This window comes from Pseudoflavonifractor phocaeensis, assembly GCF_021531815.1.
GTDB lineage: Bacteria > Bacillota > Clostridia > Oscillospirales > Oscillospiraceae > Lawsonibacter > Lawsonibacter phocaeensis_A.
Genome location: NZ_JADYUM010000018.1, coordinates 25,015 through 51,224, shown reverse-complemented (window position 1 = coordinate 51,224; position 26,210 = coordinate 25,015). Strand labels below are relative to the sequence as shown.

At 64.5% G+C, this 26,210-nt stretch carries 27 protein-coding genes and 1 riboswitch; of the genes, 4 read left to right on the top strand and 23 right to left on the bottom strand.

What is annotated here, in order from left to right:
• The 4 genes from I6E42_RS10735 to I6E42_RS10720 form a co-directional block, all read right to left on the bottom strand.
• Window positions 1–471, bottom strand: a 471-nt coding sequence (locus I6E42_RS10735) for a L7Ae/L30e/S12e/Gadd45 family ribosomal protein (protein WP_235371939.1), incomplete at its 3' end; no start/stop codon positions are given.
• A complete protein-coding gene (gene rnpM, locus I6E42_RS10730) occupies window positions 464–739 on the bottom strand; it encodes an RNase P modulator RnpM (RefSeq protein WP_328284106.1) in 276 nt (91 codons plus the stop codon). The genes rnpM and I6E42_RS10735, both read right to left, overlap by 8 nt.
• A gap of 75 nt (window positions 740–814) precedes the next feature.
• Window positions 815–1,975: a transcription termination factor NusA gene (gene nusA, locus I6E42_RS10725; RefSeq protein ID WP_235371937.1), complete on the bottom strand. Its 1,161-nt coding sequence runs from the start codon at window positions 1,973–1,975 to the stop codon at window positions 815–817.
• 17 nt (window positions 1,976–1,992) lie between these two features.
• Window positions 1,993–2,448, bottom strand: coding sequence for a ribosome maturation factor RimP (locus tag I6E42_RS10720; RefSeq protein ID WP_235371936.1), 456 nt, complete (start codon window positions 2,446–2,448; stop codon window positions 1,993–1,995).
• Between the two features lie 302 nt (window positions 2,449–2,750).
• On the opposite strand from I6E42_RS10720, the gene I6E42_RS10715 reads away from it, so the two are divergent.
• A complete protein-coding gene (locus I6E42_RS10715; protein ID WP_235371935.1) occupies window positions 2,751–3,278 on the top strand; it encodes a hypothetical protein in 528 nt (175 codons plus the stop codon).
• A 46-nt stretch (window positions 3,279–3,324) separates the two neighbouring features.
• On the opposite strand, the gene I6E42_RS10710 is transcribed toward I6E42_RS10715, so the two are convergent.
• Genes I6E42_RS10710 through I6E42_RS10675 form a run of 8 tightly spaced genes read right to left on the bottom strand, consistent with a single transcriptional unit; the run spans window position 3,325 to window position 11,460 of the window.
• Window positions 3,325–5,340: a YgiQ family radical SAM protein gene (locus I6E42_RS10710; protein WP_235371934.1), complete on the bottom strand. Its 2,016-nt coding sequence runs from the start codon at window positions 5,338–5,340 to the stop codon at window positions 3,325–3,327.
• A 45-nt stretch (window positions 5,341–5,385) separates the two neighbouring features.
• Window positions 5,386–6,537, bottom strand: coding sequence for a bifunctional histidine phosphatase family protein/GNAT family N-acetyltransferase (locus tag I6E42_RS10705; RefSeq protein WP_235371933.1), 1,152 nt, complete (start codon window positions 6,535–6,537; stop codon window positions 5,386–5,388).
• A gap of 33 nt (window positions 6,538–6,570) precedes the next feature.
• Window positions 6,571–6,888, bottom strand: a complete 318-nt coding sequence (locus I6E42_RS10700) for a DUF1622 domain-containing protein (RefSeq protein WP_235371932.1) — start codon at window positions 6,886–6,888, stop codon at window positions 6,571–6,573.
• A 60-nt stretch (window positions 6,889–6,948) separates the two neighbouring features.
• Window positions 6,949–7,869: a dihydroorotate dehydrogenase gene (locus tag I6E42_RS10695; RefSeq protein ID WP_235371931.1), complete on the bottom strand. Its 921-nt coding sequence runs from the start codon at window positions 7,867–7,869 to the stop codon at window positions 6,949–6,951.
• Complete coding sequence (locus I6E42_RS10690; protein ID WP_235371930.1) at window positions 7,862–8,638, bottom strand: dihydroorotate dehydrogenase electron transfer subunit; 777 nt, start codon at window positions 8,636–8,638, stop codon at window positions 7,862–7,864. Before I6E42_RS10690 ends, I6E42_RS10695 begins: the two co-directional genes overlap by 8 nt.
• A 51-nt stretch (window positions 8,639–8,689) precedes the next feature.
• Complete coding sequence (locus I6E42_RS10685; protein WP_235371929.1) at window positions 8,690–9,181, bottom strand: hypothetical protein; 492 nt, start codon at window positions 9,179–9,181, stop codon at window positions 8,690–8,692.
• A 32-nt stretch (window positions 9,182–9,213) separates the two neighbouring features.
• Window positions 9,214–10,137, bottom strand: a complete 924-nt coding sequence (gene pyrF, locus I6E42_RS10680) for an orotidine-5'-phosphate decarboxylase (protein ID WP_235371928.1) — start codon at window positions 10,135–10,137, stop codon at window positions 9,214–9,216.
• A gap of 45 nt (window positions 10,138–10,182) precedes the next feature.
• Entirely contained in the window at window positions 10,183–11,460 is a 1,278-nt protein-coding gene (locus tag I6E42_RS10675) for a dihydroorotase (RefSeq protein ID WP_235371927.1), read from the bottom strand.
• Window positions 11,461–11,710: 250 nt separating this feature from the next.
• Here I6E42_RS10675 and I6E42_RS10670 point away from each other — a divergent pair, with 250 nt between their 5' ends.
• On the top strand, window positions 11,711–11,896 hold the full coding sequence (locus I6E42_RS10670; RefSeq protein WP_235371926.1) for a hypothetical protein: 186 nt from the start codon (window positions 11,711–11,713) through the stop codon (window positions 11,894–11,896).
• 59 nt (window positions 11,897–11,955) lie between these two features.
• Here I6E42_RS10670 and thiC read toward each other — a convergent pair whose 3' ends face one another.
• The 7 genes from thiC to thiM all read right to left on the bottom strand — a co-directional run bounded on the left by thiC (window position 11,956) and on the right by thiM (window position 17,566).
• A complete protein-coding gene (thiC, locus tag I6E42_RS10665; protein ID WP_235371925.1) occupies window positions 11,956–13,263 on the bottom strand; it encodes a phosphomethylpyrimidine synthase ThiC in 1,308 nt (435 codons plus the stop codon).
• Window positions 13,264–13,285: 22 nt separating this feature from the next.
• Window positions 13,286–13,954, bottom strand: a complete 669-nt coding sequence (locus I6E42_RS10660) for a TenA family protein (RefSeq protein ID WP_235371924.1) — start codon at window positions 13,952–13,954, stop codon at window positions 13,286–13,288.
• Window positions 13,951–14,559 (bottom strand): energy-coupled thiamine transporter ThiT, encoded by a 609-nt coding sequence (locus tag I6E42_RS10655; protein ID WP_235371923.1) that lies wholly within the window; start codon window positions 14,557–14,559, stop codon window positions 13,951–13,953. The genes I6E42_RS10660 and I6E42_RS10655 overlap by 4 nt, the downstream gene beginning before the upstream one ends.
• Window positions 14,556–15,353, bottom strand: coding sequence for a bifunctional hydroxymethylpyrimidine kinase/phosphomethylpyrimidine kinase (gene thiD, locus I6E42_RS10650; protein WP_235371922.1), 798 nt, complete (start codon window positions 15,351–15,353; stop codon window positions 14,556–14,558). The genes I6E42_RS10655 and thiD overlap by 4 nt, the downstream gene beginning before the upstream one ends.
• Before the next feature lie 110 nt (window positions 15,354–15,463).
• Window positions 15,464–16,120 carry an HAD family hydrolase gene (locus I6E42_RS10645; protein ID WP_235371921.1) on the bottom strand — a complete coding sequence of 219 codons (657 nt, stop codon included), beginning with the start codon at window positions 16,118–16,120 and terminating at the stop codon, window positions 15,464–15,466.
• Window positions 16,117–16,758, bottom strand: a complete 642-nt coding sequence (thiE, locus tag I6E42_RS10640) for a thiamine phosphate synthase (protein WP_235371920.1) — start codon at window positions 16,756–16,758, stop codon at window positions 16,117–16,119. The genes I6E42_RS10645 and thiE overlap by 4 nt, the downstream gene beginning before the upstream one ends.
• Window positions 16,745–17,566, bottom strand: coding sequence for a hydroxyethylthiazole kinase (gene thiM, locus I6E42_RS10635; protein ID WP_235371919.1), 822 nt, complete (start codon window positions 17,564–17,566; stop codon window positions 16,745–16,747). The genes thiE and thiM overlap by 14 nt, the downstream gene beginning before the upstream one ends.
• A gap of 75 nt (window positions 17,567–17,641) precedes the next feature.
• A riboswitch (TPP riboswitch) is annotated at window positions 17,642–17,747 on the bottom strand.
• Window positions 17,748–17,875: 128 nt separating this feature from the next.
• Here thiM and cdd point away from each other — a divergent pair.
• The gene (cdd, locus tag I6E42_RS10630; RefSeq protein ID WP_235371918.1) at window positions 17,876–18,274 is read left to right on the top strand and encodes a cytidine deaminase; all 399 of its coding nucleotides are present in this window, start codon (window positions 17,876–17,878) and stop codon (window positions 18,272–18,274) included.
• Between the two features lie 32 nt (window positions 18,275–18,306).
• On the top strand, window positions 18,307–19,245 hold the full coding sequence (locus I6E42_RS10625; RefSeq protein WP_235371917.1) for a VanZ family protein: 939 nt from the start codon (window positions 18,307–18,309) through the stop codon (window positions 19,243–19,245).
• Window positions 19,246–19,552: 307 nt separating this feature from the next.
• Here I6E42_RS10625 and pheT read toward each other — a convergent pair whose 3' ends face one another.
• From pheT to I6E42_RS10605, 4 genes are all read right to left on the bottom strand, one after another.
• Entirely contained in the window at window positions 19,553–22,240 is a 2,688-nt protein-coding gene (gene pheT, locus I6E42_RS10620) for a phenylalanine--tRNA ligase subunit beta (RefSeq protein ID WP_235371916.1), read from the bottom strand.
• Window positions 22,241–22,331: 91 nt separating this feature from the next.
• On the bottom strand, window positions 22,332–23,357 hold the full coding sequence (locus tag I6E42_RS10615) for a phenylalanine--tRNA ligase subunit alpha (protein WP_235371915.1): 1,026 nt from the start codon (window positions 23,355–23,357) through the stop codon (window positions 22,332–22,334).
• 36 nt (window positions 23,358–23,393) lie between these two features.
• Entirely contained in the window at window positions 23,394–24,509 is a 1,116-nt protein-coding gene (locus I6E42_RS10610; RefSeq protein ID WP_235371914.1) for a polysaccharide deacetylase family protein, read from the bottom strand.
• 398 nt (window positions 24,510–24,907) lie between these two features.
• A complete protein-coding gene (locus tag I6E42_RS10605; RefSeq protein ID WP_235371913.1) occupies window positions 24,908–26,137 on the bottom strand; it encodes a M20 metallopeptidase family protein in 1,230 nt (409 codons plus the stop codon).
• Between the last annotated feature and the right edge of the window lie 73 nt (window positions 26,138–26,210).

Sequence of the window (26,210 nt, the reverse complement as noted above, 5' to 3'; positions counted from 1 at the left end):
CCGCTCCTCGGGGGCCTTGGGCGGCGGGGGCGGAGGCGCCCAGGGCTTCCGCTTGCCCTCCCGCAGGTTTTTTTCGTGCTGGCGTTTTTCCCGCTGGCGCTGGAGCATCCGGTCGGCCTTTTCCCGCAGCTGCTGGGCGGCGGGACCGTAGCGGTCCGGATCACGGGCAGCCAGCTTTTCCAGAATGGAAGCGGCGAAGCCGGCGTCGGTCAGGGCCAGCATGGCGCAGGAACTGCGGCCCAGGAGGAACCCCAGCTCCGCTTTGGTGAAAGGCAGCTCCAAAAAGAGCACGTTGCCGGCCTCTCCGAAGTGGGCGGCCCGGCGCCGGGTGTTGGGGGCGGCGTCGGAGGCCAGGAGGACCAGCCGGGCATGGTGGGCCCGGCAGACGGCGCCCACCGGCTCCTCGCCGATCTCCAGCCGTCCGGCCTTTTTGGCCAGCCCCAGGAGATGGAGCACGGGATCGTTAGCCATCCTGGTCCCCTCCCTTCATCTGGTTCTCCAGGGCCTCCCAGACCTCGGGGGGGAGGGCGGTCTCAAAGGCCCGCTCCAGCCCCTTGGACTTCCGGGCCTTGGCCAGACAGGCCGGGTCGGGGCACACATAGGCTCCACGGCCGGGCAGTTTGCCCTTGAAATCCAGGCTCACCGCCCCCTCGGGGGAGCGTACCACCCGGATCAGCTCTTTTTTTGGTTTCATTTCCCGGCAGCCAACACATTGGCGCAGAGGGATTTTTTTGGGCACCTGGGTCACCCCCGAGTTGAAATTAGAAAGAAAATGTGTGAAATGAGCCGTAGGGACACGGCGGACCGTGGAGCATTACTCCTCCGCGGGAGTGGCCTCGTCCTCCACGAACAGGTCCTCGCCAGCGTCCTCAATGGGCTCCAGAGGGGCGGAGGCGGGCTTGATGTCGATCTTGTATCCGGTGAGCTTGGCGGCCAGACGGGCGTTCTGGCCCTCCTTGCCGATGGCCAGGGACAGCTGGTCATCGGGGACCACCACCCGGCAGCTCTTGCCGTCGGGCAGCTCCTCCACGCTGATGACGTCAGCGGGGGACAGGGCGGCGGCGATGTACTCGGCGGGGTCCTCGGAGTACTTGATGATGTCCATCTTCTCGCCCTTCAGCTCTTCCACGATGGTGTTGACCCGCTGGCCCCGGGGGCCGACGCAGGCGCCGATGGGGTCCACGTTGGGGTCGGCGGACCAGACGGCCAGCTTGGTGCGGGAACCGGCCTCCCGGGCCACGGACTTGATCTCCACGGTGCCTTCGTAGATCTCGGGCACTTCCAGCTCGAACAGCCGCTTGACCAGACCGGGATGGGTGCGGGAGATGAGGACCTGGGGGCCCTTGGTGGCCCGGCGGACCTCCACCACATAGACCTTCAGCCGCTGACCCTCCACATAGCTCTCGCCCTTCACCTGCTCGTTGGTGCCCAGATAGGCGTCGGTGAACTCGGAGCCGGAGTGGATGCGCAGGGCCACGGAACCGTTCCGGGGGTCGATACGGGTGACCACGCCGGTGAGCAACTCGTGCTCCTTGGAGGAGAACTCGTCGTAGACCATACCCTGCTCCGCCTCGCGGATGCCCTGGATAATGACCTGACGGGCGGTCTGGGCGGCGATACGGCCGAAGTTGCGGGGCTTCAGCTCGATGCGGACCACGTCGCCCAGCTGCGCCTGGGGCAGAACGGTGCGGGCCTCGTCCAGACTGATCTCGGTGGCGGGATTATCCACCACTTCCACGATGTCCTTCTTCAGGAACATCCGGACGGTGGCGGTCTCCTTGTTGGCCTCGATGACCAGGTTGTCGCCCACGCCCTCGTGGTCCCGGCGGTAGGCGGACAGCAGGGCCTGGGTGATCTTCTCCATCATGTAGCCGGGTTTGATGCCCTTTTCCTGCTCGATCTGGGCGATGGCGGCGAAAAACTCCTCGCCGTCCAGCTCGTTACTGTTGACTTTCTTTGTCGTTCTCTTAGCCACGGTCTTTTCCTCCTAAATCAGAAGCGGGGGTACAGCCGTACCAGCGCGATCTCTTTTTTTTCAAAACGGACGGGGGTTTCGTTGATCTCCAGGGTCACGTCTCCATCCTCCCAGGACTGGAGCAGGCCCACAAATTCCTTTCGGCCCTCCCGGGGGCGGTAGAGCTTGACCTCCACCTCCTGGCCCTGGAACCGGGCGAAATGTTCCGGTTTTTTCAGTACCCGGTCCGCCCCGGCGGAGGACACCTCAAAGGTGTAGCTGCCCTCAATGGGGTCGGCCTCGTCCAGCTTGTCGGACAGGGGACGGGAGACGGCCTCGCAGTCGTCAATGGACACGCCGCCCTCCTTGTCGATATAGACCCGGAGGAACCACGTCCCGGCCTCCTTCACATACTCCACGTCCCACAGGGAGCAGCCTGCTCCCTCCACGATGGGGGCGGCCAAAGCGGCCACGGTGTCTGTTACTTTTGCCATGGAATTCCTCCTGAAAAGCTGCCCGGAGGGCCGGGTCAGCCGGATTTGGTCAATCAAAAAGAGCGGAGCCTCGACCCCACTCTTACCAATACTACCTTAATTACAATGAAACTATACCATATTGCCGCCCGGATTGCAAGGGGCGGGGAGAAGTTTTTTCCAAAAAGGGAGGCAAAGAAATCGTAAAAATGGAAGGAGGTCCCAGACCGGGCAGCGATTTCCGGGTGTTCCTGCGGAAAAACGGCACATACTAGCCGGCGGATGGGACTTCCGTTGGAAAAAAGAGCGGGAGGATGCAGCGAATGAACAAAAAATGGATGGTTCCTGCCCTGGCCGTGGCGCTGACCATGTCGCTGACGGCCTGCGGCGGCAACAGGGACGGAAACAACGGCACCGTCAATGGGAACGGTACCACAGGCAGCGGCAGCGTGGGCAACGGCAGCCTGAGCGACCCCTATGCCGGCAGCGGCAGTCTGGAAAACGGCAGCATGGGCGGCGGCAACCCCGCTACCGCGCCGAGCGGTTCGGCGGCGGGCAGCGGCGCGGCCAGCGGGAGCCAGACCCGGAACAGCCGGACCTCCTATAACGGCTACACCGCCACCCGGCGTACCGCCTATGACTATCTCAACGACGGCCGGTACGCCGCCGACGGCAATGGCCAGGTCAACGGCCGGTGGAATACTGCCGGACAGGACCTGACCCAGGGAGCCCGGGACCTGGTCCGGGGCGCCGGGAACGCCATCGGCGACGTGGGCCGGGGCGTGGGCAATGCCGTGGGTGATGTTGGCCGCGGCGTGCAGAACGCGGCCCGGAGCGCCACGAACTATTAAAGCGCCCGGTGACGAAGCGGGGCAGGCTTTCGCCTGCCCCCGCTTTTTATCCTCGTTTTTTGACGCCCTTTTTGGCGGGAGCCTTGGCCTTGGCCCAACCCGCCTTCCGGACAGGCTTTCCGCCCTGGGCGGCAGAGTCCTTCTTCTCCACCCGGCGGCGGCCATCGAAGCGGCCGCTGTCCTGCTTGGAGCGGGAGGGAACTTTGCCCTTTTCCTGAGGACGGGTGTGGCTGCCCTGTTCTCCGAGAGCCTGTCCCTTGTCCGGGCGGACCAGGCACCGCTTGCCGTAGCCGATCAGGTCCTCACGGCCCGTCTTGTGGAGGGCCTCCAGCACCAGCTTCCGGTTCTGGGGTTTGCGCCACTGCATCAGGGCCCGCTGGAGGGCCTTATCGTGGGGCGTCTTGGGGACAAAGACCGACTTCATGGTCCGGGGGTCGATGCCGGTGTACCACATGCAGGTGGCCAGGGTGCCGGGGGTGGGGTAGAAGTCCTGGACCTGCTCGGGCATGTGGCCCTCCTTGTTCAGCCACTCGGCCAGGCGCACCGCGTCCTCCAGGGTGCAGCCAGGGTGGGAGGAGATGAGGTAGGGCACCAGATACTGGTCCTTGCCGTACCGGCGGTTGAGCTTGAAATACTTCTCCCGGAACTTTTCATAGACCTCGATGTGGGGCTTGCCCATATAGTCCAGGGTGTGGTTGACGCAGTGCTCCGGAGCCACCTTCAGCTGGCCGGAGATGTGGTGCTGGACCAGGTCGGTGAAAAACTCCCCGCTGGGGTCCTTCATCAGGTAGTCAAACCGGATGCCGGACCGGATGAACACCTTTTTCACCCCGGGGATAGCCCGGAGCTTGCGCAGCAGCATCATATAGTCGGTGTGGTCGGCGTCCAGGTTGGGGCAGGGCTCGGGGGCCAGACAGGCACGGTTTTTGCACATGCCGTATTTCAGCTGCTTCTGGCAGGAGGGGCGGCGGAAGGTGGCGGAGGGACCGCCCACGTCGTGGATATAGCCCTTGAAGCCGGGGTGCTTGGTGAGGGCGGTGACCTCCCGGATGACGCTCTCATGGCTGCGGCAGGAGATGGCCCGGCCCTGGTGGAAGGCCAGGGAGCAGAAGTTGCAGGCGCCGAAGCAGCCCCGGTTGTGGGTGACGGAGAAGCGGACCTCCTCAATGGCGGGGACGCCCCCCATCTCGTCGTACATGGGGTGGGGCTCCCGGACATAGGGCAGCTCGGCCACCCAGTCCATCTCCTCGGTGGTCAGAGGCGGGGCGGGGGGATTGACGATCAAAAACTGGTTTCCGTGTTTCTGGACGATGGCCTTGCCCACCACGGGGTCGTGCTCCTGGTACTCCACCATGTTGGCCCGGGCATAGGCCTCCTTGGAGGCGGCTACCTCCTCGAAGGAGGGCACCTCCACCTTGGGATAGGCGCACAGGCCGGGATATTTTGCCGCCACACAGGTGCCCCGTACGTCGGTGATCTCGCCCACCGGGGTGCCGGAGGCCAGCCGGGCGGCGATCTCCAGGGAGGCTTTCTCCCCCATGCCGTAGGTCAGAATATCGGCCTGGGCGTCAAAAAGGATGGAGCGGCGCACCTTGTCCTCCCAGTAGTCATAGTGGGCGAAGCGGCGCAGGCTGGCCTCCAGTCCGCCGATGATGATGGGGATGTCCCCAAAGACCTCCCGCACCCGGTTGGAGTAGACCACGGTGGCGTGGTCGGGCCGCAGACCCGCCCGCCGTCCGGGGGAGTAGGCGTCGTCGTGGCGTCGCTTCTTGGCCGCCGTGTAGTGGGCCACCATGGAGTCGATGTTGCCCGCCGAGATCAGGACCCCCAGACGGGGCCGGCCCAGGACGGTGAAAGCCGCCGGGTCCTTCCAGTCGGGCTGGGACAGGATGGCCACCCGGTAGCCCTTGGCCTCCAGGACCCGGCCGATGATGGTGGGACCGAAGGAGGGATGGTCCACATAGGCGTCGCCGGTGATGAGAAGAAAATCATAAAAGTCCCAGCCCCGGCGGGCCATGTCCTCCCGGGACACCGGGAGGAACAAATCGCGGTCAAAGCTCATGATGTGCCTCGTTTCATAGTAGTGTCAGGAAAAAGGGTACGGCGCTCAGCGCTCGTACCCGATGTACTTTTCCATGATGTCCAGGGGGACCCGGCTGCCCTGCTCCTCGCCCACCTTGACGAAGCCGTACTTTTTGTAGAAGTGCTGGGCCCGGTCGTTGTAGGGAGCGCACCGCAGCCGCAGCTTGTCCCGGCCCAGAGGCCGGAAAAAGGATACCGCCTGGCCGATGAGCTGGACGCCCAGCTCCTGGTCCCGGCGCTCCGGCATGATGTAGCAGAAGGCGATGTACCCGGCGCCCTCCTCCCGGTAGCGCTCCGTGTTCACCTGGAGGACGCCTGCCGCCGCGTCTCCGGCCATGGCCACCGTGACGCCCCAGGGGGAGCGGGACAGGTCCTGTTCCGCGGCCGCCAGGAAGCCGCCGCCGTCAAAGGAGATGTCAGGGCCGTGGGTGGACACCCAGGCCTCCCGGCGGGCCTCCAGGTAGAGGGCTTTCTCCTCCTCCCAGCGGATGGGGCGGTACCAGAGGTTGACGTCTTCCGCCTTCCGGTCCTTCCGCCACCAGGACTGCCGACTCAGGGTGGAGATGGAGGGATCCAGGTGGGAGGCGTCCGCCTCATAGTCGATTTGAAAGTCTGCGCCGTCCCAGGTCAGCTTGGAGACGGCGGTGTTGTCGCTGTGGCCCAGGGTGCACCAGTCCTGGGGAGCCACGCCCCTGAGCTGGGCCAGTGCCTGACGGATGGCGGTGCCGTGGCAGAAGATGGCCACAGTCTGGTCCGGATGGGCCTGGGCGATGCGGCGGATGACCTGGGCGACCCGGCTGCCCACGTCGGCCAGGTCCTCTCCGTTGGGAGCGCGCCAGGTGGGGTCGCTCCGGTTGAACCGGGTGATGCCCTCCAGGTCGAAGTGGCGGATCTCCCCCCAGGTCCTGTCCTCCCAGTCCCCCATGTGGATCTCCCGGAGCTGAGGGTCGGTGCGCAGCTCCAGTTTTTTGGGGAGATAGACCGCCCGTGCGGTGGTCTTGGTGCGGTACAGGTCGCTGGAGTATACCGCGTCCACGGGAATATCCCGGAAGCGCTCCTCCAGGGCGGCGATCTGCCGGAAGCCGTTGTCGGTGATCAGGGCGTCGTACCAGCCGTGGATGCGGCGGTACAGGTTGCCCTCGGCCTCGGCGTGGCGGATGAGGTAAATGGTAGTCATAGCTTCAGTCCTTTGCTGTGGAGTAACGCGCGGTCATTCCTGCCCCTTCATCTCAAAGTGGATCAGGAGGGAGAGCAGGGCGCGCAAAAGGATCACGGCCCCCAGGACCAGCAGCTCGTTCAGGTCCCGGACCATGACGGTCTTCAAGATCTCGGCGGCCATTTTGAACTCCAGGCTGGTGGCAAGGCCGTTGGCCAGATCAAATTTGATGTTGCAGGGGTGGTGGGTGACCAGCCCCCTGCAGTAGCGCCAGAAGGCGATCAGGGCGGATACCGTCACCACGAAAATGCCCATCAGCTCGCAGGCCGAGATGATGGTGGGCAGGATCAGCTCAATGAGACGTTCCAGCATGATGCCTCCTTATAAGCGCTGCAGAGCAGGGATACAGCGGGCTGTGTCCCTGCTCCTGCTTTACCAGGGCTTCACTCCGCCGGTCAGTTCCCGGAGGTTGGACAGGCCCTGCTTTTCCGCGATGGCGGCCAGACCCTCCCGGACCTTGATGGGGGTGAAGGGGTCGGCGAACAGGGCGGTGCCCACCGCCACGGCGGAGGCGCCCGCCAGCATCAGCTGGGCCGCGTCCTCCCCCTTGGCCACGCCGCCCATGCCCAGAATGGGGATGTTCACGGCCTGGGCCACCTCCCACACCATCCGTACCGCCACGGGCAGGACGGCGGGACCGGACAGGCCGCCGGTGTTCATTTTCAGCACAGGCCGGCGGGTGTTCACGTCGATGCGCATGCCCCGGATGGTGTTGATCAGGGACACCGCGTCGGCCCCGGCGCCCTCCACTGCCTTGGCGATCTGGGTGATGTCGGTGACGTTGGGGGACAGCTTCACCATCACGGGCACGCTGCCCGCATGGGCCTTGGCCACCTCCGTCACCTCGGCGGCCAGCTCAGGCCGGGTGCCGTAGGCCAGGCCCCCCGCCTTCACGTTGGGGCAGGAGATGTTGACCTCGATCATGTCAACCCCGGCCCCGGCCAGCTTTTCGCACATGATGCCGTACTCCTCGGGGGTGTTGCCCGAGATGTTGGCGATGACCCGGGTGTCAAACTGCCGCAGGAAGGGCAGCTCCTCCGCAATGAAGGCGTCCACACCGGGGTTTTGCAGGCCCACGGAGTTTAGGATGCCCATGGGAGTCTCAGCAATACGTGGGGCGGGATTGCCTTCCCGGCGGTGGAGGGTCAGGCCCTTGGCGCAGATGCCCCCCAGCTCGGACAGGTCGAAGAATTGGTTATACTCCCGGCCGAAGCCGAAGGTGCCGGAGGCCACCACCACGGGGTTCTTCATGGTCATCCCCGCCAGAGTGACGGACAGGTCGATGTTAGACATTCCAGTCCACCTCCTTGGAATCAAAGACAGGGCCGTCCTTGCACACGTGCTTCCGGCTGCCGTCCTTCATGTCGCAGGCGCACACCAGGCAGGCGCCGATGCCGCAGCCCATCCGTTCCTCCATGGACACCTGACAGGGTACGCCCAGCTCCTCGGCCACCTTGGCCACGTTCCGGAGCATGGGCTTGGGGCCGCAGGCCAGCACGGCGTCATAGTTCTTGTCCTGCTCCAGCTCCTGGCGCACCAGAGCGTCCACAAAGCCGTGGTAGCCCACGGAGCCGTCATCGGTGGCGATGAGCACCTTGGCGCACTCCTGGGTGAGCTGGTCCAGAAGGATGATCTTGTCGGCGGACCGTCCCCCCAGAATGGCGGTGGACCGGCCCTGGGTGTACTGGGCGCAGCCCCGCATGGGAGGGATGCCGATGCCGCCGCCCACCAGCAGGTAGCGGCCCTCGGGCTTGATCTGGAAGCCGTTGCCCAGCAGGCCCATCACGTCCACGCTGTGGCCCACCGGGCGGTTGGCCAGCCACGCGGTGCCCTCGCCCCGGACCTCAAAGACGATGGCCAGCAGGTCGCTGGGGTCATCCTCCTGGCAGGAGCACACAGAGATGGGGCGGCGCAGCAGCAGGCCGTCGCCGCACTTGATGTGGACAAACTGGCCGGGTCCCTTGCAGGAGGTGCGCACCATGTCGCCTACCTCCAGGACCATATAGACGGCGTCTCCCATCTGCTGCTTGGAGACGATCTTACACTTGCGTTCTACTTTCATGACAGCACTACTTTCATTGGCCCCCGCAAAAGGGACCTTGATGGGGAGAACTTAAAGAGACTCTTTCACACAGGCGGGGTCAAAAAACTTGATCTGTCCGCAGCGCTCACAGCGGAACAGGGCCAGCTCCAGGGAGCCGGAGAGCAGGTTGTCCAGGTCGCCCAAAAGGAAGGTGTGCTCGCCTAACTGGAAGGTGGACACCCCCATGGAAGTCATCTCCTGCCCGCAGCAGGTGAGAACGGCCCGCTGCCGCTCCCGGCGCTCCTGAGTCTGCCGCTCCTGCTCCAGCCGGGCTTCCTCCTCCGCGCGCTTTTGTTCCTGGGCCGCCTCATAGCCGCGGCGGACCACATCCCGGTTTTCCAGGCAGTGAGAGGACAGAATACGCTGGTCCAGGGCGTCCCGCTCCGGTCCCTCCGCCTTTTCGTAGCGGTCCCGGCATTTGGAGCAGACGACCTGGGTGGTGCGGTAAAAGCGGATGGAGTCGCGGTCAAACAGGCCGGTCTCCTGTCCGCACAGGACGCAGCGGGGCTTTTCCTTTGCCATGACGGCCTCCTTTCAGTGGTCGGGCTGAAATTTTACACGATGGTCACGAACTGCTTGATATCGTCCCGCATGGCGATGGCGGCGTTCCGTGCGGCCTCAGCAAAATCATGGCCGTCTCCGCCGGTCTTCTTCCAGGCGCACATGATACCCCGGGAGGAGTTGACGATGGCGCCGTGGCCGTACTTGTCAAAGGCGTACTGCACGTCGTCGGCGGTGCCGCCCTGGGCGCCGTAGCCGGGGACCAGGAAGAAGGTGTGCTCCAGGCGCTTGCGCAGGGCCCGGATGTCGGAGGGATAGGTGGCCCCGGTGACGGCGCCGGCCATGGTGTAGCCGTACTTGCCCTCAGTGCCCTTGGCAATACGCTCGTTCAGGTCGCCCATCACCTGGTAGACCAGCCGGTCCCCGGCGATGATGTCCTGGAGCTCCCCGGAGCCGGGGTTAGAGGTCTTGACCAGGACGAAGGCGCACTTGTCCTCCTCCTTGGCGGCCTCCAGGAAGGGCTTGATGGAGTCGGAGCCCATGTAGCCGTTGAGGGTCACACAGTCCACGTCGAAGGACTTGAAGGTCTGGCCCTCGATCTTGGCACCAGACAGCCAGCCCTCGGCGTAGGCGGTGGCGGTGGAGCCGATGTCACCGCGTTTGATGTCGGCGATGACGAACATCCCCTTGGACTTGGCGTACCGGATGGTGCGCTCCAGCATCTCCATGCCCTGCCAGCCCAGGTTCTCGTAGTAGGCGGACTGGGGCTTGACGGCGGGGACGATGTCGCACAGCGCGTCGATAAGGCCCACGTTGAACTGGTAGATGGCCTCGGCGGCCCCCTTCAGGCCCACGCCGTACTCCTCAAAGGCGGCCTGGCGGAGATACGCGGGGACATACTCGATGCGGGCGTCCAGTCCCGCCACGGTGGGGTTTTTCATGGCGCGGATCTTGTCCTGTAAAACGTCAAAAGACATATGATTCAAATCCTTTCTTCTCCGGTGAGCTATGTTGAGGGGAAATTACTGGTCCTGATAGATGACCTTCCCCTGCACGATGGTGTATTTGACCCGGCCCTTGACCCGGCGTCCGGCGAAGGGGGTGTTCCGGGCCTTGGAGGCGAACTGCTCGGGATCGATGGTCCACTCCTCGTCGGGGTCGAAGATGGTCAGGTCGGCGTCCACGCCCAGGGACATGCGGCCCTTGGGCAGGTGGAGGATATCGGCGGGATTGGTGGTCATCCGCCGGATGATGACGGGCAGTTCCATCTTCTTGGTGTGGTACAGCTCGGTGAGGGTGATGGCCAGGGAGGTCTCCAGGCCGATCATGCCGCTGGGGGCACGGGTGAGGGGACGGGCCTTCTCCTCGGCGGAGTGGGGGGCGTGGTCGGTGGCGATGACGTCGATGGTGCCGTCCTTCAGTCCGGCGATGATGCCCTTCACGTCCTGGGCGGTGCGCAGGGGCGGATTGACCCGGGCCATGGAGCCCTTGGTGAGCACCTCGTCCTCGGTGAGGGTGAAGTACTGGGGGCAGGTCTCGCAGGTGATGGGGACGCCCTTCTTTTTCATCTTGCGGATGATGTCCACGCTGCGGGCGGTGGAGACGTGGCAGATATGGACGTGGGCGCCGGTTTCCTCGGCCAGCATGGCGTCCCGCATGACCACGATCTCCTCGGCGATGGCGGGACGGCCCTCCAGCCACAGCTGGCGGGAGACGCTGCCCTCGTTCACCGCCCGGCCCGCCACCATAGAGGTGTCCTCACAGTGGCAAAGGACGGGGAGGTCCAGCCGCCGGGCGCGGATGAGCACGTCCCGCATCAGGTTGGCGTTGTCCACATTGTTGCCGTCATCGGACAGGGCGATGGCCCCGGCCTTTTTCAGCGCCTCCGCGTCGGTGGGCTCCTCCCCACGCAGGCCTTTGGACAGGGCGGCGATGGGGTAGATCTGGACCCCGGAGCCCAGCTTGGCCTTTTCCAGAATGTAGGATACCTGTTCCGGACAGTCCACAGTGGGATCGGTGTTGGCCATGCAGGCCATGGAGGTGACGCCGCCCCGGGCGGCGGCGGCGGAGCCGGTGAGGATGTCCTCCTTGTAGGTCAGGCCGGGGTCACGCAGGTGGACGTGCATGTCCACCAGACCGGGGCAGACCACCAGCCCGGAAGCGTTGATGACTTGGTCGGCTTCCACGTCCAGGCCGCGTTCCAACAGAGATACCTTGCCGTCTTCCACCAGCAGGTTCTGAAGGAGGACCGCGCTGGTGACCGGGTGGACCACCCGTCCGTTTTTGATGAGAAGTTTCATGGGATCAAATTCCTCCGGATATTTCGGGCCAAAGCCGTATTCAATGAAAAATCAGCCAAAACAGTCTGGGAATGGGAGAAAATTCCACATTTCTCTGAAACGGGAAAGGGGAAAACTGCCCGTACCAGTGGCATGATAAATTATAGCGGAACAGACAGGATTTAGCAACGGATTTTTCCGGATTTCCGGAAAGAATAATGGCGGGCGTGAGAGCGGACGGTCCGCCCTTTCGCCGGAAGGAGTGACGAGCGTGAGCGGGAATACCTGTTCGGGCAGCGGGAAGTTCTTCATGGGAATGGCCGCGGGGATGGCGGCCGGGACGGTGCTGGGCATGAGCATGGCGCCCTCCCAGCGGCAGATCCGCCGGGCGGCCCACATGGCCGCCAAGCGGGTCAACGAGGCCGTGGACAGCCTGGCCGACGCCCTGGACCTGTAAGCGGAGGAACGCCGGACGGCAAGGCCGTCCGGCGTTCCGAAGCATTGGGAAAACAGCGTTTAAAGGATGTCCACCAGTTCCCCGTTCAGGGCCTTGTTCATGCTGCGCACCGCGCAGAACTTGCCGCACATGGAGCAGGTGTCGTCGTGCTCCGGAGAGCGGTCGGCCCGGATGGCCTTGGCAGTCTCGGGGTCCAGGGCGCAGGCCCACTGGGCCTCCCAGTCCAGGGCCCGGCGGGCGTCGCCCATCTTGTCGTCGATGTCCCGGGCACCCCGGACGCCCTTGGCGATGTCGGCGGCGTGGGCGGCGATCTTGCTGGCGATGATGCCCTGCTTCACATCCTCCAGATTGGGGAGGGCCAGGTGCTCGGCGGGGGTGACGTAGCACAGGAAGGCGGCGCCGCTCATGGCGGCGATGGCCCCGCCGATGGCGGCGGTGATGTGGTCATAGCCGGGGGCGATGTCGGTGACCAGGGGACCCAGTACATAGAAGGGAGCGCCCATACAGATGGTCTGCTGGACCTTCATGTTGGCGGCGATCTGGTCCATGGGCACGTGGCCGGGGCCCTCCACCATGACCTGAACGTCCTTCTCCCAGGCCCGCTTGGTCAGCTCGCCCAGGCGCACCAGCTCCTCGATCTGGCACACGTCGGTGGCGTCGGCCAGACAGCCGGGGCGGCAGGCGTCGCCTAGGGAGATGGTCACGTCGTACTCCCGGCAGATGTCCAGGATCTGGTCGTAATATTCATAAAAAGGATTCTCCTCTCCGGTCATGCACATCCAGGCGAAGACCAGGGAGCCGCCCCGGGAGACGATGTTCATCTTCCGCTTGTGAGTGCGGATCTGGTCGATGGTCTTGCGGGTGATGCCGCAGTGGAGGGTGACGAAGTCCACGCCGTCCTGGGCGTGGAGGCGGATCACGTCGATGAAGTCCTGGGCGGTGAGGGTGTTCAGGTCCCGCTGGTAGTGGATGACGCTGTCATAGACGGGGACAGTGCCGATCATGGCGGGGCACTCGGCGGTGAGCTTGCGGCGGAAGGGCTGGGTGTTGCCGTGGCTGGACAGGTCCATGATGGCCTCGGCCCCCATGTTGACGGCGGACAGCACCTTCTGCATCTCAATGTCGTAGTCCTTACAGTCCCGGGAGACCCCCAGGTTCACGTTGATCTTGGTGCGGAGCATGGAGCCGATGCCCTCGGCGTCCAGGCAGGTGTGGAGGCGGTTGGCGGGGATGGCCACCTTGCCGGAGGCCACCAGGGGCATCAGCTCCTCCACGGTCATCTTTTCTTTCTTGGCTACGGTTTGAAGCTCGGGGGTAACGATGCCCCGGCGGGCGGCGTCCATCTGGGTAGCGTAATTGCGTTCCATCTATCATGCACTCCTTGTCATCTCAAATATCGGTTCGGGGCCGGGCGCTCATCTCCCAGAAGTGGTACTCATGCTGGGAGCAGGCCCGGAAGATCTCCATACACCGCTGCCGGCGCTCCGGGGACAGGTCCCGGCAGACCTTGTCGGTGAACTGGGACCAGGCCTTGCAGATGGCGTCATAGCGGTTGCCGGCGTAGTCGCTGACCAGGGGCCAGTAGGGCGTGCGCTCCACCTGGGGGGCGCGGCGGATCATCTCACCGAAGATCCAGCCATAGCTGAGCATACAGGGCAGGCAGGCCATCATACACTCGGCAGCGCCCTGCCCCTCCCGGGCGGCGGTGAGCATGGTGTCCACATAGGCCTGATTCTCCGGGCGGAGGGGGAGGGGCTGGATCTCCTCGTCGGTGATGTGGTAGCGCTTGAGGTAGTAGCGGCGGGTGGCGTCCTCGCTCTCGTTGACGAAGGAGAGCAGAGAGTAGTAGTTGCGGATCTCCTCCATGTCGTGGGAGTTGATCATGCCCCAGGCGAAGACCTTGGAGTACTCCCGGAGATAGAGGCTGTCATCCACGATATAGCCCTTGAAGCAGTCCTCGGGCAGGGAGCCGTCGGCGATCCCCTTTAGAAATTCCGTGTCCAGGCAGGACTCCCAGATGGGCATGCTGTCCTGAATACATTCTTCCAGAAAGGTCATTTGCGGTCCCCTCCGATCGCTTTCTTGATGGTCTGGAGAGGCAGGGCCAGCATAATGAGGGCGGTGACGGTGCCCTCGGGGATCTTGGAGGACAGGTGGTAGGTGATGCTGTAAGCCCAAGCGCCCCAGCCGTCCCAGGCGTTGTCAGAGAAGAAAATGACGCCGGACAGCACCTGGCCGATGAAGCGCAGGAGGATGGCCAGCAGGACCCCGGCCAGCACTTTCCATTTCTTGTCGCTGCCGAACAGGCCGGCGTAGCCCAGGCAGGAGAAGGCCACCAGGTGTTCCACGAAGATCTGGGCCCAGTGGACGGGCGCCCAGAGGGGGAGAAGGAACAGGGCCAGGACGCCGGTGACCCAGCCGGTGACGAAGGCCAGGCGGCGGTCATAGGTCAGGGCCAGCAGCATCAGGGGGATCCAGGAGCCGGCGGTGATGGCGGAGCCGGTGGGCAGGGGGATGTAGATGGAGGAGAGCGCCAGGGTGATGGCGCAGGTGACGCCCCCCAGGGCCAGGGCCTTGGCGTCCAGCTTCAGTCCCCGGCACAGCCAGAGGGTGACAAGGAGGTAGCCGACGGTAAAGACGGCGGTGATGATGGGAGAGATCATTGGACAAACTCCCCCTTCAGGTCAAAGAGGTGGTTCATGGGCCCGCTGCCCGCGCCCAGGTCCAGCATGGCCCCCAGAGCGCCGGAGATGTAGGCCTTGGCCCGCTCCACGGCCTCGTCCAGACCATAGCCCTTGGCCAGGTTGGAGGCGATGGCGGAGGACAGGGTGCAGCCGGTGCCGTGGGTGTTGGAGTTGTTGATCCGCTTGCCCCGGAACCACTTGCCCGCGCCGTCCCGCCACAGAAGGTCGTCGGCGTCGTTGATCTGGTGTCCGCCCTTGCACAGCACGGCGCAGCCGTAGGCCTCGCTGATGGCCCGGGCGGCGGCCTCCATGTCGGCGGCGTTCCGGATGGTCAGCCCGGACAGGACCTCGGCCTCGGGGATGTTGGGCGTGAGGACGGTGGCCAGGGGGAGTAGCCGCTCCTTCAGAGCGTCCACGGCCTCCTCAGAGATGAGCCGGGACCCGCTGGTGGCCACCATCACCGGGTCCACCACGATGCTTTTCGCCTGATACTGGGTCAGCTTGTCCGCGATGACCTGGATCAGGGCAGTGGAGGAGACCATGCCCGTCTTCACCGCGTCGGGATAGATGTCGGTGAAGATGCAGTCCAGCTGGTTGGCCAGAAAATCTGGGGTGGCCTCCAGAATTCCGTAGACGCCGGTGGTGTTCTGGGCCGTCAGGGCCGTGATGGCGCTCATGGCGTATACGCCGTTGGCGCTCATGGTCTTGATGTCGGCCTGGATCCCGGCGCCTCCGCTGGAGTCGCTTCCAGCGATCGTCAATGCTGTTTTCATAAACATTCTCCTTTCATTCTTGAAACGCATTGAAGTTTTATAACGCGGCGGAAGGTGGTGCCCCCGATCCACCGCGGCGGGGATATGAAGTTGTGATCGTAAACTTTGGTTTATCTGCCCAATTCATCCATAAAATATGGCATGTCCAGCCGGGGCAGGTACCAGTCGCAGAGCTGTTTCAATGCCTCCTGGTCTGCTTCCGCCGAGGCGTCGTACACCCCGGCCACCAGGAACCCCGCCTGTTTGGCGCACTGGGCGGCGTGAAGGGCGTCCTCAAAGACCAAGGTGCGTTCCGGAGCGCTGCCCAGCCGCCGGGCCGCCTCCCAATAGATGTCCGGGGACGTCTTGGACCCGTACTGGCTGGAACTGACGGCGAAGCGGAACTGGTCCCACAGCCCCAGCCGTTCCATGGCGGCCTGGGCCTGGAAGTCCTCGCTGGCGGTGGCGATGCCGCAGGGGATTCCCAGGGCGGCCAGCCGCTCCAGCAGCCGGTCCGCGCCCGGCTTCATGGGGACCGTGTCCCGGTACTGGGCGGTGACCAGACTGTTGACCCCCTCCATCACCTGCTCCGGGGTGCAGTCCAGGCGGAAGGTCCGGATCAGATACTCCGAGGCGTCCCGGAGGCTCATCGTCTCGATGTCCCGTGCCAGGTCCTCCGGGGGCGTGCCGCCGAACCGGCGGACCAGGGCCTTGGGGACCTCGTTCCAGATGTCCATGGAGTCCACGAGGGTGCCGTCCAGGTCGAAAATGGCGCCATCCAGCTTCACTTGGCCACCATCTCCTCCGCCAAAGCTTTCAGGCGCCGGGCGGCGGCCCGCACGTCGGGCTGGGCATAGATGGCGGAAACCACCGCCACCCCGGCGACGCCGCTGCCGGCGAGCTGGAGGATATTGTGTTCACCGATGCCCCCGATGGCCACCACCGGGATGTCCACGGCGGCGCAGATGTCCTTCAGCCGTTCATAGGGGAGGACGGACACATCGTCCTTGGTGCCCGTGGGAAATACCGCGCCCGCGCCCAGATAGTCGGCCCCGGCTGCCTGCGCCCGGAGGGCCTCCTCCACAGAGTGGGCGGAGACGCCCAGAAGCTTGTCCGGCCCCAGCAGGGCCCGGGCACGGCCCGCCTCCAGGTCCTCCTGGCCCACATGGACGCCGTCGGCCCCGATCTCCAGGGCCAGCTCCACGTCATCGTTGATGATGAGAGGGACGGCGTAGGTCCGGCACAACTCCTTCAGCTCCAGGGCCTCCGCCTTGAAGGCGGCCCGGTCCAGGTGCCTTTCCCGGAGCTGGATCATGGTAGCCCCGCCTTGTAAGGACTCCTCCACCTGCTGAACCAGAGTCTTGTCCCCCAGCCAGGCCCGGTCGGTGACGGCGTAGAGCCGCAGATCGTTCTTATCGCAGTTCATAGTTGGCTCCCTTCTCCAAGACCTCTCCGTCCATGCGGAAGATGGCGTCGATGATGCGGTTGCGGTAGGTGGCGTTGCCCTCGTAGGGGGCCAGATGGCTCCAGCCGATCTCCCCGGCCAGCCCCATGGAGGCCACGGCGGCGGCCGCCGCCTCCAGCTCGTTGCCCCGGTTGGCGGCCAGGTAGGCGGCGGTGAGGGCGGACAGCTGGCAGCCGGTGCCGGTGATCCGGCCCATCTCGGCCCTGCCGTTGCGGATCACGTAGCAGCGCGCCCCGTCAGAGACCAGATCGATGGCGCCGGTGATGGATACGATGGTCCCAAACCGGAGGGCGGCATCCTTGGCGAAGGCCACGCCCGATTCCAGAGTCTCCTCTGTCACCCCGTCCCCTGTGCCGGCGTCCACACCGCGGGAGGAGATGGACAGCTGGGAGAGGGCCTTGATCTCGGACATGTTGCCACGGATGAGGGTGAAGGGGATGGCCTCTATCAGAGAACGGGCGGACTGGGTGCGCAGGGGGCTGGCGCCGGCCCCCACAGGGTCCAGTACCACCGGGTGGCCCAGTGCGGCGGCCCGCTTGCCCGCCGCCAGCATGGAGGGGAGGGTGCGCTGGTTCAGGGTTCCGATATTCAGAGTCAGGCCGGCGCACAGGGCAGTGATGTCCTCCACCTCCTGGATGTCGTCGGACATAATGGGACTGCCTCCGCAGGCCAGCAGGATGTTGGCCACGTCGTTGACAGTGACGTAATTGGTGATGCAGTGGATCAGGGGAGCGGCCTTGCGGACGTTCTCCAGACAAGTTCCCAGCACGGTGGGATTCCTCCTTTTCGCTGTAAATAAGAACGCCGCGGGGCGTCCTGACGTTCAGAAGACGTTCCCGCGGCGGTTTGGCCGAAAACTATCTCCCTACGTTGGCATTACCCAAATCAGGTCACAGGTCGAAGCGCACAGCTTCCTCTCAGCCCGTTTGCGAGCTCCCTTGTTGTGCCGCGCCGCCCTGAGGCGCCGCAGCTTGAGGCTTGTTCAGCAGGCATTATTATAATCCGGATAAAAGAAGATTGCAAGTTTTTTTCTCATGCGCTATGCTAAAGAAAACGGTCCAAGTAAGGAGGATTTCTCATGAGTGACGAAGAACTGGTGAAGCGCGCCTTTGACATGCACCGCTTTTCTTATGTGCCCTACTCCAAATTCCCGGTGGGGGCGGCTCTGTTGTGCGCCGATGGGACGGTGTTTACCGGCTGCAACGTGGAGAACGCCGCCTTCGGCTCCACCATCTGCGCCGAGCGCACCGCCCTGCTCAAGGCTATCAGCGAGGGACATAGGGAGGACTGGACGGCCATCGCCATCGCGGGACAGGGAGAGGACTACTGCTGGCCCTGCGGCGCCTGCCGCCAGATGCTCTATGAGTTCGCGCCCGGCCTGCGGGTGATCGCCGCCCGGGGGGATGGGGACTTTCAGACGGTCCCCCTGGCTGACCTGCTGCCCCACGGCTTTGGACCCAAGTCCCTGGTCCGGTGAGAGGGCGGAAGGGAAGCGTGCAGGGAAACGGCATGAAAAGGCTCGGAACTATTTTTTCCTGGCTGCCCGCCCTCCTCTGGTACCGGGTCATCTGGGGCTTCTCCGCCCAGACGGCCGCCGTGTCCGGAGACCTGTCGGACCGTCTTCTGTGGCGGCTGATGGATGCCCTGTCCCCGGCCTTCGGGGCGGTGGACACGGCGACGCAGAACGCCGCGGTGGAATTGCTGTCCTATTTTGAGCGGAAAGCCGCCCATATGTTTTTGTATTTTGTCCTGGCGCTGCTGGTTTATTTCGCGGCCGCCCGGCTGGCCAGGGAGAAGAACCTAAAAATGGTCCTGACGCTGCTGGCATGTGCCGCTCTGGCGGGACTGGACGAGCTCCACCAGCGGTATGTGCCCGGGCGCAGCGGACAGCTGAAGGACGTGGCCATTGACCTGGCAGGAGTTGGGGCGGCGCTGCTGCTGTTGGGCGTGATATTTTGGATCGACCGCTGCCGGACCGGGGGCCGAAAGAGGTCATGGGCCTGGATCCCTGCGGCGCTGTGCGTCGTTTTGGCGGCGCTGGCTGCGTTTTATCCGGGGGATTTGACCGGCCTGCCTCCCTTCGCCTGGGCGGCGGAGCGGTTTATTCCCGGGTTTACAGAGCTTGACCCCGGCGGACAGGCGGAGCTGCTGGCCGGTCTGGCCCCTATTTTGCGGGAGGTCCTCTATCTGGCCTGCTGCGCGCTGGTGGGCTGCGGAGCTGTGATGACGGCGTCGCTGGCGGGACTATCCCTGCCACGTTCCCTCTGGGCCTGCCCGGCGGCCGGCGGCCTGTTGGGCGGCGGTCTGGCTGTGCTGAGCGGGATCCCGGCGGCGGGCTGGGGCCTGGGCTTTGCCGCGCTGGGGGCCCTCGGGGCCCTGGCGCTGTGGCTGGCATGTCTGATATGGACGGTTTGGGCGGGACAAAACAATAAAACAGGTCCTGCTTGATGTGGAAAAAGGCCTCGGGGACATCCCCGAGGCCTTTTGTCATTGCATTTTTGGGTTGCTTCCGGCACTCAGCGCAGGACGGCGCCGCACTCTTTCTCCAGCGTCTCCAGAATGCTCTTTACATCAGCATCCGCCGCCTCCCATTTGGATGCCGGCATCCAAATGGGACCCCAAGGGCTTTTCAAATGCTCGGCGGAACTCAATTCCGCCTGCGCCAATGTTTTGCGTCAATATTTTGCTCACAAAACATTGTACGCGCTGACGCGCGCCCCGCTGCGCAGGGCCCCCGAGGAGGCGGAACGGAGGTTCAGCGCAGGACGGCGCCGCACTCTTTTTCCAGCGTCTCCAGAATGCTCTTTACATCAGCATCCGCCTCCTCGCTGGTGAGGGAGCGGTCGTCGGCGCGGAGGACCAGGTTGAAGGCCACGGACTTCTTGCCTTCCTCTACGCCCTTGCCGCGGTAGATGTCGAAGAGCTTGACCTCCTTGAGCAGGCCCTTGGCCCCCTTGCGGATGGCGTTCTCCAGCGCGCCCACGGTGATAGCTTCCTGGCAGACCACGGCGATATCCCGGGTGACAGAGGGGAACTTGGGCAGGGGCTTGTAAATGGGGGCGGCCCCCATGGCGGCGAACAGGGCGTCGAAGGACAGCTCGGCGCAGTACAGCTCCACATCCACTCCGTAATTCTGGGCCACCAGGGGGTGGATCTGGCCGAACACGCCCACATGCTTGCCGCCCACCAGCACCTGGGCGCAGCGGCCGGGGTGGTAGGAGGGGTTGTCCGTCACAGCCTCGAAGGTCACGTCCTCCGCCCGGATGGAACTGAGGATGGCCTCCACCGCGCCCTTCAGGGCGAAGAAGTCCATGCCGCCGCCGTAGGCGCCCAGGGACAGCACCTTGGGCTCGTCGGCCAGGCCGTCCTCCCGCTCGAAGTAGGTCCGGCCCAGCTCGTACAGGCGGGCGGACTTGTTGCGGAAGTTGCAGTTCCGGGTCAGGATCTCCAGCATGGAGGGCAGAACGGTGGTGCGCATGATGGAGGTGTCCTCCCCCAGAGGGTTCATGATCTTCATGGACTTCCGGCGGGGATCGTCGGCGTCCCAGCGGATCTTGTCATAGTAGGTGGGGGAGATGAAGGAGTAGGTGATGATCTCGTCATAGCCCATGGACCGGCAGACGGAGCCCAGAGACCGCTCCAGCTTCTGGACGTCGGAGTAGCCGCCCTGGGTGGTCTCGCCCCGCTGGAGGGTGCAGGGGATGTTGTTGTAGCCGTGGAACCGGGCCACTTCCTCGGCCAGGTCGGCCATGCCCACCACGTCGGAGCGCCAGGAGGGGATGGTGACGTCGTCTCCGCTGACGCCGAAGCCCAGCTTCTCCAGGATGCGGACCATCTCGGGGGCCTCCACGTCGGTGCCCAGCAGGGCGTTGATCCGCTGGGGGTTCAGCTTCAGGGTGGTGGGCTGGGGAACATAGTTGAGAATATCGATGACGCCGTCCAGCACCTCACCGGCCCCCAGCAGCTCCACCAGCTCGCAGGCACGGTTGACGGCGGGCAGGGTGTTGAGAATGTCCAGGCCCTTCTCAAACTTGGCGGAGGCCTCGGTGCGCATGCCCAGGGCCAGGGCGGTCTTGCGGATGGTGGTGCCGTCGAAGTTGGCGGACTCGAAGACCACGTCCACGGTATCAGCCACGATCTCGCTGTTTAAACCGCCCATGATGCCCGCCAGGCCCACGGCCCGGGTGTCGTCGGCGATGACCAGCATGTTGGAGTTCAGCTTCCGGACGTTGCCGTCCAGGGTGGTCAGCTCCTCGCCGTCTTCCGCCCGGCGGACCACGATCTTGCCGCCCTTTACGTAGCGGTAGTCAAAGGCGTGCATAGGCTGGCCGTACTCCAGCATGACGTAGTTGGTGATGTCCACGATGTTGTTGATGGGGCGCACGCCCATGGCGCGCAGCCGCTCCCGCATCCACTTGGGGGAGGGGCCGATCTTCACGTTCCGGACCATCCGGGCGGTGTACCGGGGGCACAGGTCGGCGGCGGGGGTCTCCACGTCCAGCAGCTCCATCAGGTCGCCCTGGCCGCCGCCCTTGACCACGGGCTCGTGGAGCCGCAGGTCGGCGTGGAAGGTGGCCGCCGCCTCCCGGGCCAGACCGATGACGGACAGGCAGTCGGGGCGGTTGGGGGTGATCTCAAACTCCACCACGTGGTCATCAGCGCCGATGACGGGCTTGATGTCGTCGCCGGGCTTGACGCCGTCCTCGTGGAGGATGAAGATGCCGTCGGGGATGCAGTGGGGGAACTCCTTCTGATCGGCGTGGAGGTCGGCCAGAGTGCAGATGGCGCCGGTCTTGGTGTTCAGAGCCACCATATCGCCCTCATGGATATTCTGGCAAGGGGTGACCGCCTGGGCGGTATTCTTGCCATCGTTGAGGGTGCACTTCCACAGGTTCACGCCGGCGTTTTCCACAGCGGTCACCTGGGCGGCCACTACGGGGCCGTAGATCTTGTGGCCGGGCTGAACGTCCGCGGGGATGGAGGGCTTGTCCTTGTCCAGGGGCTTGTAGTCGTTCAGCAGGGCGGCGGCGGTGATAACGGCGTAGGGGAAGTCCCGCTCATCCAGCTTCAGCTCGCTGAGGGAGCACAGCATGCCGTTGGACAGCACGCCCCGCAGCTTGCCCTTCTCGATCTTCTTGCCGCCGGGGAGGGTGGACTTGTGGAGGGCGGCGGGGACCAGGTCGCCGGCGTGGATGTTCCAGGCGCCGGTGACGATCTGGACAGGCTCCTCCTTGCCCACGTCCATCTGGCAGACCCACATGTGGTCGGAATCGGGGTGACGCTCCATGGACAGGATCTGGCCCACCACCACGTTGGAGATCTCAGCCCCCAGGTCCTCGGTGACCTCCACCTTGGAGCCGGACAGGGTCATAGCCTCGGCAAATTCTTTGTCATTGGCCTCAACGGTGACGAACTCGTTGAGCCACTTACGGGATAGATTCATATCTCAAAACTCCTTAATATGTCGGATGTAGGGGCACATATAATGCGCCTGCGGGCGGTTGACACCGCCCCTACAAATGCGGGGCGCGGCCTCAGAACTGCTCCAGGAAGCGGATGTCGTTTTCAAAGATCAGACGCAGGTCTGTGATCTTGAACTGGCGCATGGCCAGACGCTCCAGACCCATGCCGAAGGCCCAGCCGGAGTAGACCTCGGGGTCGATGCCGGACATCTCCAGCACCTTGGGGTGGATCATGCCGGCGCCCAGCACCTCGATCCAGCCCTCGCCCTTACAGGTGGGGCAGCCCTTGCCGCCGCACTTGTGGCACTGGACGTCCATTTCGCAGGAGGGCTCGGTGAAGGGGAAGTGGTGGGGGCGGAAGCGGGTGACGGTACCCTTGCCGAACAGCTGTTCCACCACGGCGTTCAGGGTGCCCTTCAGGTCGGCCATGGTGACGTTCTTGTCGATGACCATGCCCTCCACCTGGTGGAACATGGGGGAGTGGGTGGCGTCCACCTCGTCCTTCCGGTACACCCGGCCGGGGGCGATGATGCGGATAGGCAGGGGCATGGTCTCCATGGCGTGGACCTGCATGGGGGAGGTCTGGGAACGGAGCATCACCCGGCTGTCGGCGTCAAAGTAGAAGGTGTCGGACCAGTCCCGGGAGGGATGGCCCTCCTCGGCGTTGAGGCGGTCGAAATTGTAGTAGGCCAGCTCCACCTCGGGGCCGTCCAGAACGGTGAAGCCCATGCCCACGAAAATGTCCTTGATCTCGTCCAGGGCGCTGTACATGGGGTGCTTGTGGCCGATGGACACCGGAGCGCCGGGAATGGTCACGTCCACAGCCTCAGCCTCCAGCTTGGCCTCCAGGGCGGCGGCCTCCAGCTTCTTGGAGGCAGACTCAATGGCCTCCTCCAGGGCGGCGCGGACCTCGTTGGCCAGCTGGCCCATGGCGGGGCGCTCCTCGGCGGACAACCTGCCCATCTGCTTCAAAACAGCGGTGAGCTCGCCCTTCTTGCCCAGATACTGGACCCGCAGGGCGTCCAGCGCGGCGGAGTCCTGGGCCCCTTCAAAGGCGGCCAGGGCCTCCGTGCGGATCTTTGCTAACTGTTCTTTCATAATTGATTCTCCTTTTTCATTTGGAAGAAAATAACACTACTTTAAGAATTCGCTGACCGGGTGCTCCACCGTAATGTTGTGGCGGGGCAGGTCATACAGGCCGCGGGAGAGGTCCGCGGGGCCGTGGCGGGTGGTGACGGTGATGGCGAAGTGCTCCCGCAGAAAACCGCTGGCCCAGCGCTCCGTCTGGCCGTGGGGATAGGCGAAAAACAGGACCTCAGTGCCCAAGTTTTCCCGGATCTGGTCGATGCTGGCCTGGATGTCAGGGAAGATCCGGGTTTCGTAGTCCCCACGGCTCTCTCTGAAAGCGCGCTTGATGCCCCGCGGGGCCTCCCCGTGGGAGTCATAGGTGTGGGAACCAAACTCCACCAGACCGGAAGCGGCCATCTCCCGGCACATATCCCAGGAAAGAAAATCGGGGTCCTGGTCTTCCACATGTCTGGTGATCAGGGAGATGACGGCCTTGGCCTGAAACTCCTGGAGAATGGGGAAGGCCAGCTGGTAGTTGCTGGCGTAGCCGTCGTCGAAGGTGATGAGCACCGCCTTGGCCGGCAGGGGTTCTCCGGCGGCAAGCTGGCTGGGCAGCAGCCAGGTGTAGCCGTGGTCCCGGAGCCACTGGAGGTCCTCCCGGAACCGGCTAGTGGTGATGGTCCAGGTGTTGTAATTCTGTCCATCCTCCACCATGTGGTGGTACATCAGAATATAGAGCGTGTGGTTTTCCACTTCGGGAAGCTCGGGCTGGACCGGGACCTCCGGTTCAGGCTCTGCTGCCGGAACAGGCTCCAGCTCAGGCTCCTGGACAGGTTCCGGGGGTGAAACAGGGTCCGGTGCGGGATCAGGAGGTGCGGCGGGCTCCGTTTCCGGCGGGGCGGCGGGTTCGGGCTCAGGGTCCGGAACCGGTTCCGGGTCCGCCTGGGATTGGGAAGGTACGTTCTCGGGAGGGGGGACAGGGGCTTCCGGCTCCGGCGCAGGCGCCTGGGCTGGGGCGGTTTCCTCCTGACTTTGGCCTGGGACGGCCTCCTCCCGGCTCTGGGCGGCGGGGGGCTGTACGGACGGGGAAAGACTGCCGGGGGTGGACTGACAGGCTGTCAGCCCCGCCAGCAGTGCCGCCAACAGGACGGCTGCGGCTGCGGAACGGATCAGACGCATCATGTTTACCTCCAAAAGAGTCGAAAAAAACCTCCCGTCCCTTCTGATATGTTGGGACGAAAGGCTAACCTTCCGCGGTACCACCCGCATTCGCGCCCCGGAGGGCACGCACTTGAACTCCAATAACGGCGGAGAAAACCGTCCCGTTCTCACGGGCCGCTCCCGGGCGAACCAAGCGGTGAGGTTTCAGGGCGGCTTTCAGCCGGTGACCGCCCCTCTCTGCGAAACTGATACGCGCTATTTTCCCGTTCTTCGCATTTAGACTAAGGGTATTTATATCATAAAAAAACGGGCTTTGCAAGAGCGAAAACGGATTTTTGGAAAAGAACGGGGAACGGGACGCCCCGGACGCCGCCGGGTGGCGGGCGGCGTCCGGGATATGTCGTATGTCCGGGGAAAAATCAGTCTGGATGCTCTTCCAGCCAGCGCAGGGCTGCCCAGGCGTATACCGCGCTGCCGCCGGGGAGGACGCTCTCGTCAAATTTCACCATGGGATGGTGCTGGGGATAGCGGTAGCCCTTCTCCGGCTGTCCGGCGGCCAGGGCCAGCATGATGGAGGGGACGGCCTGGCTGACGTAGGCGAAGTCCTCGGAGCCGGCACTCTTGGAGCCCTGTCCGCCGCCGCCCATGGCGTTGAGTTCCGCCACGGAGAAGGCTTTGCCCGGTCCCAGCAGCTCCTTCATATAGCGCCCGCAGCACTGGGACAGGTCCCGGTCGTTGACCAGGGTGGGGCAGCCGCTGCCGAAGGTCACGGACGCTTCCGCCCGGAAGGCCTTGGCGGTGCCTTCGGCGATCTCTGTCATACGTTCCTTGATGAAAGCCCGGGTCTCCTCGTCAAAGGTCCGGATGCTGCCGCCCATGGAGACGGTGTCGGGGATCACGTTGGCGGCGGTTCCGGCGTTCATGGTGCCGATGGTCAGCACCACCCGGTCATCCATGGCTAGCTCCCGGGCGTGGATCTCCTGGAGGGCGATGAGGATATGGGCGGCGGCGGTCAGGGGGTCCACCCCCGTGTTGGGCATGGAGCCGTGGCAGCCCTTGCCCTGGACCGTGATGGTGAAGTAGTCCGCCGCCGGGGCGCTGACGCCGGGGGCGGAGACGACGACGGTCCCCGCCGGAAAGGGCATCCCGGCCATGACGTGGATCATCAGGGCGGCGTCTACCTTCGGGTCAGCCAGGACCCCCGCTTCGATCATGTCGTGGGAGCCCTCGAAGATCTCCTCGGCGGGCTGGAACATCAGCTTGACGGTGCCCAGGATCTCATCCTCATGGGCCTTGAGAAGGCGGGCGGCGCCCAGCAGCATGGCGGTGTGCAGGTCGTGGCCGCAGGCGTGCATCCGGCCGTTTTGGGCGGCGAACTCCACGCCGGACTCCTCCCGGATGGGCAGGGCGTCCATGTCCGCCCGCAGGAGAAATACCTTGCCGGGCCGTTTTCCGCCTGCCAGGGCCACCACGCCGGCCCGCCCGCAGTCCTGGGTCTGGTAGCCCATGGCCGTCAGCTGGGCCTTGACGTAGGCCAGGGTGTCCGCGATGTCAAAGCCGGTCCCCGGTATCTGGTGCAGGGCCCGCCGGTCAGTCAGAACTTGGGAAGCCAGCTGTTCCGCTTCCCGGAGCAAAATTTCCGATGTCATATCCGCAGCCTCCAACCGTATCAGAAAGTGTAGCCGCCATGTAAACGGCACAATAAGAATTATGGTTAGTATA